This window comes from Pseudomonas sp. GW821-FHT12A04, assembly GCF_058807755.1.
Genome location: NZ_JBXAQZ010000019.1, coordinates 29,952 through 47,882, shown reverse-complemented (window position 1 = coordinate 47,882; position 17,931 = coordinate 29,952). Strand labels below are relative to the sequence as shown.

The 17,931-nt window shown below is 60.4% G+C and carries 21 protein-coding genes; 14 read left to right on the top strand and 7 right to left on the bottom strand.

From position 1 onward, the window contains the following. Window positions 1-2: 2 nt before the first annotated feature. The 4 genes from AC1RS8_RS25855 to AC1RS8_RS25840 all read left to right on the top strand — a co-directional run bounded on the left by AC1RS8_RS25855 (window position 3) and on the right by AC1RS8_RS25840 (window position 2,557). The gene (locus tag AC1RS8_RS25855) at window positions 3-476 is read left to right on the top strand and encodes a type II secretion system protein (protein ID WP_489340343.1); all 474 of its coding nucleotides are present in this window, start codon (window positions 3-5) and stop codon (window positions 474-476) included. A gap of 4 nt (window positions 477-480) precedes the next feature. Further along, the gene (locus tag AC1RS8_RS25850) at window positions 481-855 is read left to right on the top strand and encodes a type II secretion system protein (RefSeq protein ID WP_057715487.1); all 375 of its coding nucleotides are present in this window, start codon (window positions 481-483) and stop codon (window positions 853-855) included. After that, complete coding sequence (locus AC1RS8_RS25845) at window positions 830-1,369, top strand: type II secretory pathway, pseudopilin PulG (protein ID WP_090454717.1); 540 nt, start codon at window positions 830-832, stop codon at window positions 1,367-1,369. Before AC1RS8_RS25850 ends, AC1RS8_RS25845 begins: the two co-directional genes overlap by 26 nt. 864 nt (window positions 1,370-2,233) lie before the next feature. After that, on the top strand, window positions 2,234-2,557 hold the full coding sequence (locus AC1RS8_RS25840; protein ID WP_057715485.1) for a DUF6124 family protein: 324 nt from the start codon (window positions 2,234-2,236) through the stop codon (window positions 2,555-2,557). Window positions 2,558-2,725: 168 nt separating this feature from the next. Here AC1RS8_RS25840 and AC1RS8_RS25835 read toward each other — a convergent pair whose 3' ends face one another. Continuing rightward, window positions 2,726-3,166, bottom strand: coding sequence for an NUDIX hydrolase (locus tag AC1RS8_RS25835; protein WP_489340344.1), 441 nt, complete (start codon window positions 3,164-3,166; stop codon window positions 2,726-2,728). 89 nt (window positions 3,167-3,255) lie between these two features. After that, window positions 3,256-4,629, bottom strand: coding sequence for a nucleotide 5'-monophosphate nucleosidase PpnN (gene ppnN, locus AC1RS8_RS25830; protein WP_057715483.1), 1,374 nt, complete (start codon window positions 4,627-4,629; stop codon window positions 3,256-3,258). A 233-nt stretch (window positions 4,630-4,862) separates the two neighbouring features. Here ppnN and AC1RS8_RS25825 point away from each other — a divergent pair, with 233 nt between their 5' ends. Together AC1RS8_RS25825 and AC1RS8_RS25820 are read left to right on the top strand one after the other, a co-directional pair. Next, window positions 4,863-5,390 carry a DUF3087 family protein gene (locus tag AC1RS8_RS25825; RefSeq protein ID WP_407516113.1) on the top strand — a complete coding sequence of 176 codons (528 nt, stop codon included), beginning with the start codon at window positions 4,863-4,865 and terminating at the stop codon, window positions 5,388-5,390. A gap of 84 nt (window positions 5,391-5,474) precedes the next feature. Further along, window positions 5,475-7,019: a sensor domain-containing diguanylate cyclase gene (locus tag AC1RS8_RS25820; RefSeq protein WP_489340345.1), complete on the top strand. Its 1,545-nt coding sequence runs from the start codon at window positions 5,475-5,477 to the stop codon at window positions 7,017-7,019. Between the two features lie 19 nt (window positions 7,020-7,038). On the opposite strand, the gene AC1RS8_RS25815 is transcribed toward AC1RS8_RS25820, so the two are convergent. From AC1RS8_RS25815 to AC1RS8_RS25805, 3 genes are all read right to left on the bottom strand, one after another. Then, the gene (locus AC1RS8_RS25815) at window positions 7,039-7,401 is read right to left on the bottom strand and encodes a DUF2784 domain-containing protein (protein WP_090454727.1); all 363 of its coding nucleotides are present in this window, start codon (window positions 7,399-7,401) and stop codon (window positions 7,039-7,041) included. A 60-nt stretch (window positions 7,402-7,461) separates the two neighbouring features. Then, window positions 7,462-8,337, bottom strand: coding sequence for a 4-hydroxy-tetrahydrodipicolinate synthase (dapA, locus tag AC1RS8_RS25810; protein WP_489340346.1), 876 nt, complete (start codon window positions 8,335-8,337; stop codon window positions 7,462-7,464). A gap of 285 nt (window positions 8,338-8,622) precedes the next feature. Continuing rightward, window positions 8,623-9,558 carry a sensor domain-containing diguanylate cyclase gene (locus AC1RS8_RS25805; protein WP_057715478.1) on the bottom strand — a complete coding sequence of 312 codons (936 nt, stop codon included), beginning with the start codon at window positions 9,556-9,558 and terminating at the stop codon, window positions 8,623-8,625. A 167-nt stretch (window positions 9,559-9,725) separates the two neighbouring features. Here AC1RS8_RS25805 and AC1RS8_RS25800 point away from each other — a divergent pair, with 167 nt between their 5' ends. From AC1RS8_RS25800 to AC1RS8_RS25790, 3 genes are all read left to right on the top strand, one after another. Beyond that, window positions 9,726-10,424 (top strand): AzlC family ABC transporter permease, encoded by a 699-nt coding sequence (locus AC1RS8_RS25800; protein WP_489340347.1) that lies wholly within the window; start codon window positions 9,726-9,728, stop codon window positions 10,422-10,424. Beyond that, window positions 10,424-10,735, top strand: coding sequence for an AzlD domain-containing protein (locus tag AC1RS8_RS25795; protein ID WP_167362889.1), 312 nt, complete (start codon window positions 10,424-10,426; stop codon window positions 10,733-10,735). The genes AC1RS8_RS25800 and AC1RS8_RS25795 overlap by 1 nt, the downstream gene beginning before the upstream one ends. 64 nt (window positions 10,736-10,799) lie before the next feature. After that, window positions 10,800-10,946 carry a hypothetical protein gene (locus tag AC1RS8_RS25790; RefSeq protein ID WP_167362858.1) on the top strand — a complete coding sequence of 49 codons (147 nt, stop codon included), beginning with the start codon at window positions 10,800-10,802 and terminating at the stop codon, window positions 10,944-10,946. Window positions 10,947-11,105: 159 nt separating this feature from the next. Here the strand turns inward: AC1RS8_RS25790 and AC1RS8_RS25785 are convergent, their stop codons facing one another. Continuing rightward, the gene (locus tag AC1RS8_RS25785; protein WP_090454732.1) at window positions 11,106-11,786 is read right to left on the bottom strand and encodes an SOS response-associated peptidase family protein; all 681 of its coding nucleotides are present in this window, start codon (window positions 11,784-11,786) and stop codon (window positions 11,106-11,108) included. Window positions 11,787-11,993: 207 nt separating this feature from the next. Here AC1RS8_RS25785 and AC1RS8_RS25780 point away from each other — a divergent pair, with 207 nt between their 5' ends. After that, on the top strand, window positions 11,994-12,893 hold the full coding sequence (locus tag AC1RS8_RS25780; protein WP_057715475.1) for a polysaccharide deacetylase family protein: 900 nt from the start codon (window positions 11,994-11,996) through the stop codon (window positions 12,891-12,893). A 217-nt stretch (window positions 12,894-13,110) separates the two neighbouring features. Here the strand turns inward: AC1RS8_RS25780 and AC1RS8_RS25775 are convergent, their stop codons facing one another. Beyond that, complete coding sequence (locus tag AC1RS8_RS25775) at window positions 13,111-13,998, bottom strand: LysR family transcriptional regulator (protein ID WP_057715474.1); 888 nt, start codon at window positions 13,996-13,998, stop codon at window positions 13,111-13,113. Between the two features lie 124 nt (window positions 13,999-14,122). On the opposite strand from AC1RS8_RS25775, the gene AC1RS8_RS25770 reads away from it, so the two are divergent. The 4 genes from AC1RS8_RS25770 (at window position 14,123) to AC1RS8_RS25755 (ending at window position 17,728) form a co-directional block, all read left to right on the top strand. Beyond that, entirely contained in the window at window positions 14,123-15,271 is a 1,149-nt protein-coding gene (locus tag AC1RS8_RS25770; RefSeq protein WP_489340348.1) for a muconate cycloisomerase family protein, read from the top strand. 10 nt (window positions 15,272-15,281) lie between these two features. Continuing rightward, window positions 15,282-15,572, top strand: coding sequence for a muconolactone Delta-isomerase (gene catC, locus AC1RS8_RS25765; protein ID WP_218432980.1), 291 nt, complete (start codon window positions 15,282-15,284; stop codon window positions 15,570-15,572). A gap of 55 nt (window positions 15,573-15,627) precedes the next feature. Continuing rightward, complete coding sequence (catA, locus tag AC1RS8_RS25760) at window positions 15,628-16,557, top strand: catechol 1,2-dioxygenase (protein ID WP_057715471.1); 930 nt, start codon at window positions 15,628-15,630, stop codon at window positions 16,555-16,557. A 211-nt stretch (window positions 16,558-16,768) separates the two neighbouring features. Continuing rightward, window positions 16,769-17,728 (top strand): AraC family transcriptional regulator, encoded by a 960-nt coding sequence (locus tag AC1RS8_RS25755; RefSeq protein ID WP_493163960.1) that lies wholly within the window; start codon window positions 16,769-16,771, stop codon window positions 17,726-17,728. Window positions 17,729-17,931: the final 203 nt, after the last annotated feature.

The following is a 17,931-nucleotide window of genomic DNA, read 5'->3' as shown; positions in this document are numbered from 1 at the left end:
TCATGAACTCCTCGCAACGCGGTTTTACCCTGGTCGAAGTCGTGGTGACGCTCGCCCTGGTCGGCCTGCTGGCCGGCATGGCCGCACCGCTGACCGAGACCGTGGTGCGTCGGGGCAAAGAGCAGGACCTGCGAACCGCGCTGTACCAGATCCGCGATGCCATCGACGCTTACAAACAAGCCTTCGACGCGGGCTACATCGAGAAGTCGCTCGACAGCAGCGGCTACCCGCCGAACCTGCAAGTACTGGTCGAGGGTGTGCGTGACACGCGCAGCGCAAAGGGCGCCAAGTTCTACTTCCTGCGGCGCATCCCCCGTGACCCGCTGGCAGCCGTCAAGCGTGACGACGAGGGCGGCTGGGGCCTGCGTTCCTATGACAGTTCGGCTGAGAACCCGCGCGAGGGCCAGGACGTCTTTGACGTTTACTCCAAGGCCCGCGGCAAGGGCCTCAATGGCATCGCCTACCGAGAGTGGTGAGCATATGCGTCGGCAAAAGGGCTTTACCCTGATTGAACTGATGGTGGTCATGGCAATCATCGCGACCCTGATGACGATCGCCTTGCCACGCTACTTCAGCAGCCTGGAAGCTTCCAAAGAGACCACCTTGCATCAGAGCCTGTCGTCCATGCGCGAGGCGCTGGATCATTACTATGGAGACACCGGGCGTTATCCCGATTCCATCGAACAGCTGGTCGAACTGCGCTACCTGCGCAACCAGCCTCTGGACCCGATTGCCGAGCGCAAGGACACTTGGGTCATAGTCGCGCCACCGGATGGCGTGGCGGGCGGGGTGGCCGATATCAAGAGTGGGGCCAGCGGGAGGGCGCGTGATGGCAGCCTGTATTCCGAGTGGTAAACCTTCGAACCAGGACGGCTTCACCTACCTGGGCGTGCTGTTTCTGGTCGTCGTGCTGGGCATGGGCCTGGCCAGTGCCGGCGAGTTGTGGGCCACCGCTGCGCGCCGCGATCGCGAAAACCAGTTGCTCTGGGTCGGTACGCAATATGCCCAGGCGCTGCGCAGCTATTACCGCAGTTCGCCCGGTATGGCCCAGTATCCGAAAGAACTCAAGGACCTGTTGCAGGACGAGCGTTTCCCGTCGGCCAGGCATCATCTGCGGCAGTTGTACCCGGAGCCGATGACAGGGGGCGAATGGGAGCTGATGCGTGATTTTGACGGGCGGATCAGCGGTGTGTACTGCCCGTCCGAGCAGAAGCCGCTCAAGCAAGAGAATTTTCCCAGCCAGTGGGCGGACTTCAAAGGCATGGCCAGCTACAAGGATTGGCAGTTCGTGGCCGAGAAAGTCTCCTTCGAAGGTACCGACGGGCCGCCGAAAGAACAGTCCACCGGGCCCCAGGCATTGCAGCCTTGAATCGCAGGAGCGGGATTGCTTGCGAAGGCGGCCTGACAGCCGACCTGTCTTTTTGTTGACCGTGTACATATCCATTGCTGCGGTAACGGCTGCTTATGGTTTCGCCCTTACGGCGAGTCCCTTTTGTCAAACGACACAAAAGGAACCAAAAAGTCTCGCCCCTTACGTACGGCCCCTCGCTGAGGCTCGGCGTTCCTTCGCTGCGGTATTCATCCGGGGGGCATTGCCCTCCGGTCGGCTTCGCTTCGACCTACATGCAATGAGTTCGACTGCGTCGAACGGCGCTGCGCGCCAATCCCCGGATAAACACCTCCGCTCAGCCTGCCGAGGGGGCGGGTGGATCAAGATCAAGAGCTGCAGGCGAGCTAACGCTCGGCCTGATGAGTGGTGAGAAGCGACGCGGTGGTGCGGGATGCTCTGCTTTTTGCTCTTCTGTGGGAGCGAGCTTGCTCGCGATGGCGGTCTTACAACCAACGATAATCCTTTGGCTCACACCACAGGAATTTGTGGATGTCAGAGGCGGCTGTAGGACCAGGAGTGAGGCTACACCGCCTTGCGTCGTTGCCTACAACTACGCCAGAATCCGCCGGCTTGTGGGCCTTGGACCCTGATTCTATCGTTGCCGGGTCGCTGCAAATTCAGCGATCGGGTTTCGCAGCCCAGGTTAATCAAGGCGCTCAGCGCCACCGTTTCCTTGCAGTTGGCGCTTTTGTTCGCCCACTGTTTTGCGTTATGGCGGCTGTGCGCGGGAGACTTTCGGGTCTGCCGGGTTCCTTGATTCCCGGTCTGCGAACCCGCGTATGGCCGCCACCTTCTTCGTTTCGCAGCGAATTGTGGCGGCTCCATCAATCAAGGAGCTTCGTCATCGTCAAACCCACGCCAAATCCCCCCGAATCAAAAGCCGATACCAGTCAGCGTGCATCAACTCTCCACCTGAAACCTGCCATCCTCAAAAGCATCGCCCCCCACAATCCCAGCACGATGTTCGTCATCGCCCCGAACATCGACACCGAAACCCTGTTGGCCCACGCCTGTGAATCGCTGGCTTCAGCAAGCGTGATGGCGACTGATTTCGCCACGTTTCTGGACGGCCCCCAGCGCAGCATGCTGCTGGGTATCCAGCAGGTGATCATGCTGGCGGACCTGGCGGTCAACCGCGCTCTGGATAATGTTGCCCCATTGGACTAAACACAGAACCTTTGTGGCGAGGGGGCTTGCCCCCGTTGGGCTGCGTAGCGGCCCCAAAATCAGGCAATGCGGTTTTTCAGGCTGACCGCGCTGAATGAATTTGCGACTGCTGCGCAGCCGAACGGGGGCAAGCCCCCTCGCCACAGGGGTTGTGTTCGCTTGCACGCTTCAGGCGTTTTCCAGCATCGTGATCAACTGCTCCGGCCACACCGTTTCTCGGGTCTCTTGCAGCTCTGCCACCGACCACCATTTATGGTCAGCCATTACCCGGACTTCGTTAGCCGTCCATCCCTCCCGGGACAGGTGTTCACGGTCGGTATGAACCACGAAATAGCGCTCAACGGACAACACCGTTTCGCCGCTTGGCAGCATCATCGGAAAACTGCGTTCTGCAACGCTCGGCCCCACCGTGTCGATGCGTAAACCCGTCTCTTCAAACAGTTCACGAACCGCCGCAACCTCAAAGGATTCACCCTGCTCAAGCCCCCCACCGGGTGTCGCCCAGTGGCTTTGGCCAGCGAGGGCATCGTTTTTGTGTTGGAAGTGAAACAGCAGAACCTGTTGCGAGGGATTGATCACCAGCAGTCTGGCGGAATTACGTTGGCGCATTTTTTTCTTTCCATAGAGTGCCGCGAACCGCAGCTTTCACTGCGGCTCGCGACGGTAAAGCTCATGTCGGCGTTATTACACCGAAAGGGTTATGCCACCACCCGATAACACGGCACATACGCCGCGCCGCCCGGCAGTTTCATCCGGTGCTGGGCGACGAAGGCTTTGAGCAGCAGGTCCAGCGGTTGCATGATCGCCGCGTCGCCACGGATCTGGTACGGCCCGTGTTCTTCGATCAGGCGGATGCCCTTGTCCTTGACGTTGCCGGCGACGATGCCGGAGAACGCGCGGCGCAGGTTCGCTGCCAGTTCGTGGGACGGCAGGTCGAGGCTCAGTTTCAGGTTGGCCATGTTTTCGTGGGTCGGGTCGAACGGGCGCTGGAAGCCTTCGTCGATTTTCAGCAGCCAGTTGAAGTGGAACGCGTCGTTGCGCTCGCGGCGGAACTGCTTGACCGCCTTGAGACCCTGGGTCATCTGCCGCGCCACTTCGGCCGGGTCATCGATGATGATCTGGTAGTGCTGCTTGGCGGTTTCGCCCAGGGTCGCACCGACGAATGCGTCCAGTTGTTCCAGGTACGGCGCGGCGTGTTTCGGCCCGGTGAGGATGACCGGGAAGGGCAGGCCTTCATTGCCCGGGTGCATCAGGATGCCCAGCAGGTACAGGAACTCTTCGGCCGTACCGGCGCCGCCCGGGAAGATGATGATGCCGTGGCCTACGCGGACGAAGGCTTCCAGGCGTTTTTCGATGTCCGGCAGGATCACCAGTTCGTTGACGATCGGGTTCGGCGCCTCGGCGGCGATGATTCCGGGTTCGGTCAGGCCCAGGTAGCGGCCGCCGTGGATGCGTTGCTTGGCGTGGGCGATGGTGGCGCCTTTCATCGGGCCTTTCATCACGCCGGGGCCGCAACCGGTGCAGATGTCCAGGCTGCGCAGGCCCAGTTCGTGGCCGACTTTCTTGGTGTATTTGTATTCTTCGGTGTTGATCGAGTGCCCGCCCCAACACACCACGATCTTCGGCTCGACGCCAGGGCGCAGGGTGCGGGCGTTGCGCAGCAGGTGGAAGACGTAATCGCTGATGCCCTGGGAGCTGCTCAGGTCGATGCGTTGGCTGTCGAGTTCGTTTTCGGTGTAGACGATGTCACGCAGGGCGCTGAACAGCATTTCCCGGGTGCTGGCGATCATTTCACCGTCGACGAAGGCGTCGGCCGGGGCGTTCAGCAGTTCCAGGCGCACGCCACGGTCCTGCTGGTGAATGCGGATTTCAAAATCCTTGTAGGCTTCAAGGATGGTCTTGGCGTTGTCGACATGGGCGCCGGTGTTGAGGATGGCCAGGGCGCACTGGCGGAAGAGGGTGTAGGTGCTGCCGGAACCGGCTTCGCTCAATTGCTGGACTTCCCGTTGCGAGAGTGTTTCCAGGCTGCCTTTGGGACTGACGGAGGCGTTGATAACTTGGCGTTGGGTCATTCAATGATCCTTAAAACGATGTCATTCACACAACAACAACGAATGGCATCCGAATAATGTGTACTCATGAAAGAAGATGGCACGAACTGCGCAGTCTCGCCATGTCCCCGCTTGACGATGAAAAGATGAAAAGGAGCCCCAGCATAGCTAAATCCCGCGCAGAGGCGATAATGGCCCGCAGTCTTTTTGCCTCAGACCCCTTTTTACCATTGAAGCTCAGGAAACCCGACGCAATGTTCGAAATCCAGCCGATGAACGCCCAGACCTACCGGCAACAGACACGGCGCAGCACGGTCATCATTGCCCTGATCTTTCTGGCGCTGGCGATGGTGCTGTCCACGGCGGCGGTGGCTCTGTTCGGCACGCCGGGAGGCGACAATCTGCGCTTCAATGCCGGTGGCGTGTTCGTTGCGGTGCTGGCGATGGCAGCGTTGATGCGCAAGGTGTTCTGGCGCCAGGAATGGATGGCGCCGGCGGTCTACAGTTGGCAACTCAAGCGCAGCCTGATGAGCGTTACCAATGTCATGCATCATGTAACGACGGCCGTGGAAAAGGGCGATCCGGTTGCGATGAAGCTGTTGCGTTTCTACCATTTGGGGTTGAACCAGATGCATCAACTCGATGGCAACTCCAGCGACCACGGCCAGTTGCTCCGCGAAATGGATCAGCACAAGGAACGAATGCAAGCGCTGGGCATCGACACCGAACAGACGCGGCTGGATCCGACGTGGCTGGAGGCGGTAAAGCAGGCGTCGCGCTAACATCATTGCGAGCCTGTATCAGGCATAGTCAGCAAAAGAGGCGATCAGGAAGAGTCGCCCTGTCACAGACAATCAGGGAGCAGCATGGTACATCCATCGTTCAACGATCATATTGAAATGCTCCGGCCAGCGGTGCCCCGGCTCAAGGTTCGCTCGGCGGTGATCCTGCTGCTCGCAGTGTGCCTGTCGATGGTGGCTATCGTGATCTGGGAAGCCTGGAGCTCGCGCCAGTACTACCTGCATGACAAGGAAGTGACGATGTCCAACCTTGCGCAGACCCTGGCATCGCAAGCGCAGGCAACGATCAAGCAGGCCGACACACTGTTGTTCACCCTGGTCGATCGGCTGGAGCACGAGGGTGTGGATCAATCCCGGCTGCCGGCATTGCTCAATGCCCAGCGCAGTGAGTTGAGTCAGCTCCATGGCGTGTTCGTTTTCGACGAAAAAGGGCAATGGATCGCCAACTCCAACGGCGCCGGCCAAACCGGCGTCAACAATTCCGACCGCGAATACTTCACCTTCCATCGCGATAACCCCAGTCGTGGGCCGCACATCGGGCCGTCGATCAAGAGCCGTTCGAGCGGTGAATGGATCATGACGGTTTCGCGCCGGTTCAATCATCCCGACGGCAGCTTCGCCGGGGTGGCGGTGGCGACGATTTACCTCAGCCATTTCCTGCAGCTCTACGACAGCATCGACATGGGCAGTAACGGCGTGATCAACCTGATCGGCGACAATGCCCGCATTGTCATTCGCAGGCCCTTCAAGGAAGCGGAGATCGGTTCCAGCCTCGCCAAGAGCCCGTTGTTCAACGAGTTGTTGCCCAAGGGCGACGCAGGTACGGCCACGCTCAGGTCGATCGTTGACGGTGTCGAGCGGGTGACGGGCTATCGCCGGGTCGAGGGTTATCCGCTGATCGTTTTTACCGCGGTGAACAAGGATGAAGTGCTCGGCAGCTGGCGCAAGGAGACGCTGCTCAGCGCCGGCATCGTCGCGCTGTTGCTGAGTTTTCTCGGGGTACTGGGGTTTCGGCTTATCAAGCTGATGAGGCAGCAGAACCTGGTGCAGGTCGAGTTGCTGGACACCCAGGACAAGCTCCTGGAGGTCAATCGCAACCTCGAAGGCCTGGCCCTCAAGGACGCGCTGACGGGGCTGGCCAACCGCCGTCAGCTCGACGCTTTCATCGATGCTGAAATGGGCCGTGCCCGACGCAGCCAGTCCGAATTGGCGCTGTTGATGATTGATGTCGACCATTTCAAACCGTTCAACGACTGCTACGGCCACCTGGCCGGTGACGAGTGTTTGCGCAAGGTCAGTGCGATCATCACGAACAGCATCAAGCGTCCCGGTGACCTGGCCGCCCGCTATGGTGGCGAAGAGTTTGCCGTGGTGCTGCCCGGCAGCGACTACGTGGGGGCATTTCTGGTGGCGGAGAAAATCCGCCGTGCGGTACTGCAGGCCGACATTGCCCACAGTGACAGCCCGGAAGGCATCGTGACCGTCAGTGTCGGCGTCTGTGCCAGCAATGCCGCGTCCCAGGTCCGCCCCGAAGACCTGATTGGTGCGGCAGACAAGGCGCTGTACGTGGCCAAGGCCAGTGGGCGGAACATGAGCGTGATTGCCAACTGAACGTCGGGCTGGTTGAAGATCAGGCAGCCCATCGCTTGATCAACCGAAGATAGATCAGCACGTTGATCAGCAACACCACGGCGCCCAATCCCAACTGAATGCCGGGCGTCAGCCCCGCCGGGTAAATCACCGGCCAAATGTAATGCTCGATGAATCCTCCGCCATAGCCGGTTTGCCCGGCTTCATGGCGCATGCGGTTTTCCCAGTCGGTCAGCGGGCAGGGCAGGTGGAAGAACTCCACCGCCATACCCCACAGCGCGGCCGGCGGGTGCCACCAGATCAGGTGGCGCCATTTGAGCACCAGCAACCCGCCGAACAACACAAACACGATGAACAGCAAGTGAAACAGCATCAGCCCGTCGGCGGCGATTCGGTACAGCATGTCGGTGCCCCTGAAGGCTGAACGAATCGCTCCATGTTACTCGGGCCGCAGGCCGGTGCTCTATCGATTGTCGCGGCCCAATGCGCTGAGCACACCCTTCAAACGCTCGGTCATCGGTTCACTGCTGCGTTGCATGGGCGCGCGCAGTTCGTCACCGATCAAGCCTTGCAGGGCCAGCGCGGTTTTCACCGGGGCCGGGTTGGGCTCCAGGAACAGGCTGTTGATCAGTGGCAGCAAACGGAAAAACGTGGCGCGGCCCTCGGCCAATTGGTTGTCGCGGATCTGTCGGTGTAATTGTACGAACAGTTCGGGATGGACATGCGCCGACGCGGCAATCGCACCTTTGGCGCCCAGGCACAGGGCATTGAAGATCTGGTTGTCTTCGCCGCACAGCACGTCGACAAGGCCGCTGTTGAGCAAGGCGAGGGTGTTGGAAAAATTACCGCCGCAATCCTTGATGGCGACGATCCGCTCGTGGGCGACGATGTTGAGCAGGGGCGCCTGTTCGAAGGCCACGCCGGTACGGTATGGGATGTCGTAGAGAATCAGCGGTACGCTGGAGGCATCGGCGACCGTGCGGAAAAACGCTTCGAGGCCGGCCTGGGAGGGGCGGATGTAATACGGTGCCGGCACCAGCAGGCCAGCCACCGGGCGCTTGAGGATCTCGCTCTGGAACTGCAACAACTCGGTCAGGTTGTTACCGGCCAGGCCCATGACCACCTGTTGCGCCGGCACCAGTTCCAGCACCGCATCGAGCACCGCCAGTTGCTCATGCTTGCCCATCGCCGCCGGTTCGCCGGTGGTGCCGCAAACGATGAGTCCGTCGACACCTTTTTCCAGCAGATGGCTGACCAGCCGGCGCAAGCCGACAAAATCGATGGCGCCGTTGTGGAATGGTGTGACCAGTGGAACCCAGATACCTTGAAACGCTGACATGCACTTTCTCCTGATGGTTGACCGATTTCGTCACCGTCAGGGGCATGGAAGGAGAGTAAGCAAGGGGAGGGTGGTCCGTCGCGCTCAATGTCCTGTCAGCTCATCTGACGGGACAGCGCGCCCCGGTCACATGAGCGACTGTTTCTTCGATTTGAGGGCGTGCGCAACGCAACCTTGCGCCTTGGCAATCAAGCCAATGACGGAAGAGTCGAGATTGAAGGTTGCGGACATACTTGCTTACACCCTGAGTGAGGCGCTCAGTTTTAAAAGCCGGCGCGCCGTTTGTCAATCACGAAAATCAGCGTACTCGGCGCGCATTCGGCCATTGTGCTTGGCCTTGTACAGCAGATGATCGACCTGTTCGACGAATTCCAGGGCCGTCGCGTGCATCGACGCCAGGGTGGTGCCGACGCCGAGGCTGATACTCAGCAGCTTCGACACGTTCGAGAATTCATGGGGGATCTGCTGCTGGCGAATCAGGTGCAGGCACTTGTGCGCTACCAGCCGCGCTGACTCGGCATCGGTTTCCGGCAGCAGCCAGACAAACTCTTCACCGCCGATCCGCGCAATGAAATCCCGTGGCCGGTTCGCCGCCAGGGACAAGGTTTGCGCAACGCGGCGCAGGCATTCGTCGCCCTTGATGTGGCCGTAATGGTCGTTGTACTGCTTGAAGTAGTCGATATCCAGCACGATCACCGACAATGGCAAGCCGGTGCGCTGGGCATTGTTCCACTCGCGCTCCAGCACGGTGTCGAACATGCGCCGGTTGGCGATGCCGGTCAGGCCGTCCTGGAAGGAATACTCTTCAAGCTGCTTTTGCAGGCGGACCAGGTGCTCTTCGGTTTTCTTGCGCTCGCTGATATCGAACATGAAACCTACCAGCGCCTCGACTTCGCCGTCCTTGCGCACCACATGCACCACATCGCGGATCCAGACGTACTCGCCGCTTTCGGTGAGTGCGCGATAGTCGGCCTCGTGATCGATACCGGCGCGCGATTGCGAGACGCAGAAGTCCATCACGTAGTCGCGGTCATCCGGATGCATGCGCTCGACCCAGTCATTGACCGACGCCCAGCTGTGCTGTTTCCAGCCCAGCAGTTCTTCGATCTGTGGCCCGATGTAGCTGAACGTCATGGTTTTCCAGTCGATGCGCCAGGGAATCGCCCGGGTCGATTCAAGCAGGGTTTTATAAACGTCGCTGTCGGTTTCCACTGAACTCATGAAGGGCCTGCCTCGATGAAAATGCAGGGCCATCATGTTGCTAGCACTTTGGCGAATCAAGCGGGCAGCCGATGAATGGCACGCCACGTATCAGTGAGCAAGATTGTTCAAGCCTTCGGCCGCGACTGCTGGCACAGTCTGGGGTCTATCCCTGCCTGTAGAACGTTATGTCCAACTCAATCATGCCGCGCAGTGCCTTTTTGCGCGGCGCTGCGGCGATCATGCCGTTGTCCCTGGCCACCGCGCCCTGGGGCTTGCTGGCCGGTTCCATGGCCATCGAAGCCAACCTCACGCCCCTGCAAGGCCAGGGCCTGTCGAGCATTGTGTTTGCCGGTGCCGCGCAACTGGTGGCCATCGGCATGCTCAAGGGCGGTGCCGGGTTTTTTTCGATCTTGCTGACCACACTGCTGCTGACCTCCCAGCATTTGCTCTACGGGATGAGCATGCGCTCGGTGATTTCGCCATTGCCGGGGCGCTGGCGCGCAGGCCTGGGGTTTTTGCTCACCGATGAGTTGTTCGCCCTGACCAGCCAGCACGACAAACAGCAGTTCAACCGCTGGTACGCCCTGGGCGTGGGCCTGACGTTCTACATCGCCTGGAACCTGTTCACCCTGGCGGGCATTGTGCTCGGCAGCAGCATTCCCGGCCTTGAACACCTGGGCCTGGATTTCTCCATCGCGGCGACCTTCATCGCCCTGATCACCCCGGTGGTGCGCAATGTACCGACCGTGGTGTGCGTGGCGGTGTCGCTGTTCTGCTCGGTGCTGTTCAGCTACTGGCAATGGGGCTCGGCGCTGGTGCTGTCGGGGCTGGCGGGCATGACCGCCGGGTTTGTCTGCAATAAATTCTACGGTGGACGCACATGATGGTCTGGGCAGTGATTATCGGAATGGGCGTGTTGGTGTTCCTCAACCGCTATGTTTTTCTGGAACCGCGACTGCCGCTACGCTTGAGCAGCAATGCCCGGCAGTTCCTCGGGTTTGCCGTACCGGGCATGTTGACCGCCATCTGCGGGCCGATTGTGTTCATGCCGGAAAAACAGCTGAATCTGCACTGGGACAATCCCTATCTGATCAGCTCGCTGGTGGCGGTCGGGCTGGTGCTCTACACGCGCAATACGTTGCTCAGCATGCTGTTGAGCATGGGCTTCTTCTTTTTGCTGCGCTGGTGGCTCTGAGCGGGGCAGGGGAACTGATCTAAGCTTAAGTTGATGACCGATCCCTTCAGGAAGAGAGGTGAACATGGCCAATGAACCCAAGCAACCGGACCCGGAAGAAGATGAGGACGAACCCACGGAAGAAGAGATTGAGCAGCAGAAACGTTCGGTACCGGACTGGAAGCATCCTGACGACGGTAAGGAACTGTCAGAGCCTGACCGCAAGTTCTGAGCGGCACGGGAATACAACGAAGCCCCTCCATTGAGCGTAATGCTGCTGTAGGAGCGAGCTTGCTCGCGATGGTCGTCAACGATAACGCGTGTTTACTGGTTAAACGCAGCGCTCTTGGCTCCATCGCGAGCAAGCTCGCTCCTACAGCTGTTGATCAGTTCATGGAACTTCCTTGATCAGCGTGGCGCCCTGGTTCCTGACATTACCAACGGCCCTGTCGACCTTGTACCACTCGAATACATCGCTGGCCTCGCCCTGGGATAACGCCATTTCCTCGGCTCGCTCCTTGGGCGTGGCCGGGTCCAGCCATTCCCGCGCCAGTTCGGGCGAGAACACCACTGGGCGGCGGTCATGCACGTCAAGCATGCCGCCCGCGCTGTCGGCCGTCAGAATGACGAAACCGTCGTGCTCCCTGTGGGGCGCTCCACCGATGGGGTACTGGCCGATGGCCGCGCAGAAAACCGGGGCGCGGTCCCGTCGCCGGATCAGCCACGGTTGTTTGTTGGCCTCGCCGGTGTCGACCCATTCGAACCAGTTATCAATCGGGCAGATCGCGCGATGGGGCCAGATCGCCCGAAAGTACGGGCCGTGGGCGACTTTCTCGACCCGGGCATTGACCGGCTCCACGCGATCCGTCGCCCAGTGCGGTCGCCAACCCCAACGCACGGCGTCGGCGTGCAGCCGCTCGTTCTCCAGGTGCAGCAGGGCGAGTTGCGTGGTGGGGGCGGCGTTATAGTGCCCCAGGGGTTCGTTGCCGACGCGATTGATCAGCGCGTCGGGGATGCTCAGCACCGCTACGAAGTCGTGGATTCCACGGTATTGCGACAGTCGTCCGCACATGGCCTGACACTCCGGTTAAGACGCTCCGACCGAAGCTTTGAGTTTAGTTGCTCGTGGCGAAACGGGCCTGGCAAGCACCGGAACCAAACCCTGTGTACCCTATCCAACCTCGGCCCGTCGTCTCGATGCGGGCCGACGACGGATGAGCGGGCGAAGGATCCTTGCCCATTGAAGTATCGACCGTGATGGTCTGGCCCAAGGCAAAAAATGAAACGATTGTTCAAGTGTTTAACGGTGTGCGCCCTGGCAGTGGGTTTGTTCGGCTGTATCGCCGCACCCATCGAAATGACTCCGCGGACCGAGCAGCGTTTGCAGGCGCAACCCCCCATCCGGTTTCTGCTGACCTTCGATGACGGCCCCAGTGCCTCGAGCTGGTGGAATCCGACCGTCACTGTATTGGAGAGCCTGGCGCAAAACCCGCTGCAATCGGACATCAAGGCCGTGTTCTTCGTGCAAACCCGCGCTCCGCGAGCCGGTGGCAGCGAATTGGGCCGGGACATCATGCGTCGTGAACATGCCGAAGGTCATATCCTGGGCTTCCACACGGCAACACCCCGGCACACCAATCATCGCTCCCTTGACCCACCCGTGTTGGAGCAGGCCCTCACCGATGGCAGCGCCGACATCGCTGCGATTACCGGCGCTGCGCCAACCCTGTTGCGCCCGCCATTCTGGAACTACGACAAACGCACCTTCGCCGCTTATCAGCGGCATGGTCTGCATGTACTGCTCACCGACTTGAGCGCCAATGACGGTAAGATCTGGGGCTTCAACGCCAGCCCCCGGCGCCGGTCGCACATGCTGCGCTCGATGTCCGAAGTTCGCGAGCGCATTGCCCGCGGCGAGTTGCCGGTGGTCGATGGCGTGATTCCGGTGGTGGTGACCTTCCACGACCTCAACCGCTATACCGCCCGGCATACCCGCGAATACCTGCAGATTCTGCTCGACAGCGCCCGGGAGACCGGAGTGAAAACCGCCGACAAGCCGTTTTACGACGATCAGGCTGCGTTACAGCGGGCGGCCATGGCGCGCACCGTGCGCGACGGTTCGCAGCCAGTCGAATTGCCGGGGTTCTGGAACTGGATCTGGGGCGGGAACACCCGTTAGACGCTTGCAGAAATGAGAACTGGATCGCACTCATTGCGAATTTCACCGGGCGGGTTGCGGGCTGACCCAGGTTCCCAGTGAACACTGACCTGTGGCGAGGGGGCTTGCCCCCGTTGGGGCGCGCAGCGGCCCTAAAACCATCTGAGCTTGCGACGGCTGCGCCGCCGAACGGGGGCAAGCCCCCTCGCCACAGGTGATTATCGCCTGTTCTATTGCCTTACGCTGCTGGTGGCAGCAGCTCATCAATCATTCGCAAACAATGGTTCAACCCCGGCGATACATCGCCCACCCGTCGGCTGAGAATGATCGGCGAGGTGGCGTTGTCTTCCAGCAGCGGGGTGAAGCCGATGTCGTCGCGGTGCAGCAACTGCACCGAGGCCGGTACCAGCGTGACGCCGATTCCCGCCCCCACCAACCCGATCGCCGTTTGCAGCTCGTTGGTCCATTGCGCGACGTGGATACTCACGCCGTAGGACTCGAACAGAGCAATCACATGGTCGGCGTAACTCGGCCTTGGATTGCCGGGGTACAGCACAAAGGGTTCCTTGGCCAGTTCCCGCAAACTGATGGGCCCTGCGAGCAACGGATGCCCGGCGGGCAGGGCGGCGACCAGGCGGTCTTCGGTGAGCACGGTCTGGACGATGGCCGGGTCGTCGATACGGATTCGGCCGAAACCGATATCGATGCGCCCGGCCTTCAACGCCTGCACCTGTTGCAGGGTGGTCATTTCAGAAAGCCCCAGCTCCAGCTCCAGCGGCTCGCCACTGCGTAACCGGCGGATCAGTTCCGGCAGCACGCCATACAGTGTCGACGGTGCAAAGCCGATACCCAGCCAGGTTTTCTCACCCAACCCGATGCGCCGGGTGTTGTCGCAGACCTTGTTCAGTTGTTCGAGCAGGGCGGTGGAGTGCTCGTGGAAAAACCGCCCGGCGTCGGTCAACTTCAGCGGTCGGCCGCGCTCGAGCAGCATCACCCCCAGTTCGTCCTCCAGTTGCTGGATTTGCCGACTCAAGGGCGGCTGGGCGATGTGCAGCAACTCGGCCGCGCGGGTGAAGTTGAGGGTTTGAGCCAATACCTGGAAGTAACGCAGGTGCCGCAGTTCCATGGGGCCTCCAGTCAATCAGTTGCATACCTTTAAGGTATCAAGTCAGACCAATTCTATATTGGCTTCAGGAAAAAAGCCGTACGAGAATCGATTCCAGAACTTCAAGAACCTGACGGGTATCGAAATGCTTGCAACAGCCATTGAGTCGATCGAGACGATCATCGTCGATCTGCCGACCATCCGCCCGCACAAGCTGGCGATGCATACCATGCAGAACCAGACCCTGGTGATCATCCGCGTGCGTTGCGCCGACGGCATCGAAGGCATCGGCGAATCCACCACCATCGGTGGTCTGGCTTACGGCAATGAAAGCCCGGACAGCATCAAGACCAACATCGACACGCACTTCGCGCCACTGTTGATCGGCCAGGACAGCAACAACGTCAACGCGGCCATGTTGCGCCTGGAGCGCAGCATTCGCGGCAACACCTTCGCCAAATCCGGTATTGAAACCGCACTGCTCGATGCCTTGGGCAAACGCCTCGGCCTGCCGGTCAGCGAATTGCTTGGCGGTCGTGTTCGCGATGCGCTGCCCGTGGCCTGGACCCTGGCCAGCGGCGACACCGAGAAGGACATTGCCGAAGCGGAAAAAATGTTGGACCTGCGTCGCCACCGCATCTTCAAACTGAAAATCGGCGCCGGGGAGGTCAACCGCGACCTGGCCCACGTCATCGCCATCAAGAAGGCCTTGGGTGACCGCGCCAGCGTGCGGGTCGACGTCAATCAGGCCTGGGACGAAGCGGTGGCGCTGCGGGCCTGCAGGATCCTCGGCACCAATGGCATCGACCTGATCGAACAGCCGATCTCGCGCAACAACCGCGCCGGCATGGCTCGCCTCAACGCGATGAGCCCGGCGCCGATCATGGCCGACGAATCCATCGAATGCGTGGAAGATGCGTTCAACCTGGCCCGCGAAGGCGCAGCTTCGGTGTTCGCCCTGAAGATCGCCAAAAACGGTGGCCCACGTGCCGTATTGCGCACCGCCTCGATCGCTGAAGCGGCCGGTATTGCCCTGTACGGCGGCACCATGCTTGAAGGTGGCCTGGGCACCATGGCCTCGGCCCATGCCTTCGTCACCCTGAACAAGCTGGCGTGGGACACCGAACTGTTCGGCCCGTTGCTGCTGACCGAAGACATTCTCAGCGAACCGCTGGTGTATCGCGATTTTGAACTGCGCGTGCCGAAAACGCCGGGCCTGGGCCTGAGCCTGGATGAAGAGCGCCTGGCGTTCTTCCGCCGCGACAAGACATCCACCGCCATTCATCAAGCCTGAGGAGAGCATTATGCTGTTCCACGTAAAAATGACCGTGAATCTGCCGGTCGACATGAATCCGCAAGCGGCAGCCAAACTCAAGGCTGACGAGAAAGCCCTGGCCCAGCGCCTGCAAGAGCAGGGCAAGTGGCGCCACCTGTGGCGCATCGCCGGGCACTACGCCAACTACAGCGTGTTCGATGTCGACAGCGTTCAGGAACTGCATGACCTGCTGATGCAATTACCGCTGTTCCCGTACATGGCCATCGAAATCGACGCGATGTGCCGGCATCCTTCTTCCATCCGTGACGATGACCGCTGAGCCCAGCCTGTTCAGCGCGCTACGCTAATAATTACAAGATGAGGAACCCTTCAAAATGAACGTCAAGATTTCCCACACTGCCGAAGTCCAGAAATTTCTCGAAGAGGCCAGCGGCCTGCTCAACGACGCCGGCAACCCACGGACCAAGGCATTGGTCTATCGCATCCTGCGTGATTCGGTAAACATCATCGAAGACCTGGCCGTGACCCCGGAAGAGTTCTGGAAAGCCGTCAACTACCTCAACGTGCTGGGCGCTCGCCAGGAAGCCGGGCTGGTGGTGGCCGGTCTCGGTCTGGAGCACTACCTCGACCTGCTGATGGACGCCGAAGACGAGCAGGCCGGCAAGTCCGGTGGCACCCCGCGCACCATCGAAGGCCCGCTGTACGTGGCGGGTGCGCCGCTGTCGCAAGGCGAAGCGCGTCTGGACGACGGCGTCGATCCGGGTGTGACCCTGTTCATGCAAGGCCGCGTGTTCAACACCGCTGGCGAACCCCTGGCCGGTGCCGTGGTAGACGTCTGGCACGCCAATACCGGTGGCACCTACTCGTACTTCGACACCACGCAATCGGAATTCAACCTGCGTCGCCGCATCGTGACCGACGCTGAAGGCCGCTATCGTTTCCGCAGCATCGTGCCGTCGGGCTATGGCTGCCCACCGGACGGTCCGACCCAGCAACTGCTCGATCAACTGGGTCGTCATGGCCAGCGTCCGGCGCACGTGCACTTCTTCATTTCCGCGCCGGATCATCGCCACCTGACCACCCAGATCAACCTCGACGGCGATCAATACCTGCACGACGATTTCGCCTACGCCACCCGTGACGAACTGATCGCCAAAATCACCTTCAGCGACGATCAGCAGCGCGCGGCGGCCCATGGTGTGAGCGGTCGCTTTGCCGAAATCGACTTCGATTTCACCCTGCAGTCGTCGGCCCAGCCTGAAGAACAGCAGCGCCACGAGCGGGTTCGCGCACTGGAAGACTGATAGCACGACCCTGTGGGATCACCACCTTGTGGGAGCGAGCTTGCTCGCGATAGCGGTTTTACATTCAACATCCATGTTGACTGGCACTCCGTCATCGCGAGCAAGCTCGCTCCCACAAGGGTTTCGGCTAACTGTCTGGAAAATCTCAAGGGACTGATGCAGTGTTCTAGAATGCCCCGACGCAACCTATAACAACAATGAGAGTGACCCGATGATGCAAGCTCAACTGTTGAGTCAGCGCAGCAGAGTATTCGACCATGCCGACCCCTATGCGGTGTCGGGCTACGTCAATCAGCACGTCGGTAACCACTGCATTCTCATGTCCCGTGCCGGCAGCCCGCTGGCCAGTCTCGACCATCGCAAGTTCGCCAGCCTCGACCTGTGCCGCATCAGCTACGGTGCCAGTGTGCGGGTGACGTCCGGTGCGCTGGACAGCATCTATCACCTGCAAGTGCTGCTGCGCGGCAATTGCCTGTGGCGTGGCCACGGCCAGGAACATTACTTCGCTCCCGGCGAATTGCTGCTGATCAATCCTGACGATCCGGTGGACCTGACGTACTCCGCCGATTGCGAAAAATTCATCCTAAAAGTCCCGACCCGCTTGTTTGAATCGGTCTGCGATGAGCAGCGCTGGCGCTATCCGGGGCAGGGCGTGCGGTTTCTGGAAAACCGTTATCAGCTCGATGAACTGGAAGGCTTCGTCAACCTGTTGGCGATGATCTGCCAGGAGGCCGAATCCACCGAGCAGATCCCCAGGGTCCAGGAGCATTACACGCAGATCATCGTCAGCAAGATGCTCAGCTTGATGAAGACCAACGTCAGCCGCCTCGAACTGGGCTCGCAGACGGCCACGTTCGAGGCGATTGCCGACTACATCGCCAATAACCTCAAACAGGACATCGACAGCGAAGAGCTGGCGCGCCAGGCCCACATGAGCCTGCGCTCGTTGTACGGATTGTTCGAGCGAAATGCCGGCCTTACGCCGAAAAACTATCTACGCCAGAAACGCCTGGAACGCATCAACGCCTGCCTCAGCGATCCGACCTGCAACGTGCGCAACGTCACCGAAGTGGCAATGGATTACGGCTTCCTGCACCTGGGCCGGTTCTCCGACAGCTATCGCAAGCAGTTCGGTGAATTGCCGTCCGATACCCTCAAGCGTCGGCATTGAACCTTCAAGTTTGATGTTGTCTGGTCTGGCCCCATCGTCGGAACGCCGCCCGGAGCAAGCTCGCTCCCACATTGGATCGCGTTACCCCTGTGGGAGCGAGCTTGCTCGCGATGGGGGCGGTACATCCAGCATTTATGTTGCCTGACACAACGCTGACTCACTGCACAAAACGGATAAAGGTCTGCACTGCGCGGATATTCCAG